General features: G+C 53.3%; 1 protein-coding gene. It reads right to left on the minus strand.

What is annotated here, in order from left to right; translation table 11 throughout:
- Nucleotides 1-705: sigma 54-interacting transcriptional regulator (locus tag M975_RS21940; protein ID WP_074388416.1), on the minus strand; the 705-nt coding region annotated here is incomplete at both ends.

Below are 705 nucleotides of genomic sequence, written 5' to 3' on the forward strand. Positions count from 1 at the left end.
GATGCAGCAGTTTTGCTTCCACGCCCAATTCCTGAGCCGCCACCTGCAAGAAGTGGCGAGTAAGACGTGGAATATCTTCGCGGCGTTCACGCAGCGGGGGCAAATGCACGCGAATAACGTTCAGGCGATGGAACAAATCCTCACGGAATTTCCCTTCCTGCACGCGCAACTCAAGGTTCTGGTGGGTCGCGGCAATGATTCGTACATCGACTTTTACCGGTGCATAACCGCCAACGCGATAAAACTGACCATCGGCCAACACGCGCAGTAAGCGAGTTTGCACATCCATCGGCATATCGCCGATTTCATCGAGGAACAACGTGCCACCGTCGGCTTGCTCAAAACGGCCCTGGCGAATTTGATTCGCACCGGTAAACGCGCCTTTCTCGTGACCAAACAGCTCAGACTCAATCAAATCCTTCGGGATTGCGGCCATGTTCAGCGCAATAAAAGGTGATTTCACGCGTGGGCTATGGCGATGCAGAGCGTGTGCAACCAACTCCTTACCGGTACCCGATTCGCCGTTGATCAACACACTTATTGATGAACGGGAGAGGCGGCCAATAATTCGAAACACATCCTGCATAGCTGGCGCTTCACCAATAATATCGGTCGTTGGCCCATTAACCTGCACATTGCGCGGCTGCTGTTGCTCCAGATAATGGCTGATGGCGCGTTCAACAAGCGCGACCGCTTCATCAATAT

Source organism: Buttiauxella brennerae ATCC 51605, assembly GCF_001654925.1.
Taxonomy (GTDB): Bacteria; Pseudomonadota; Gammaproteobacteria; order Enterobacterales; family Enterobacteriaceae; genus Buttiauxella; species Buttiauxella brennerae.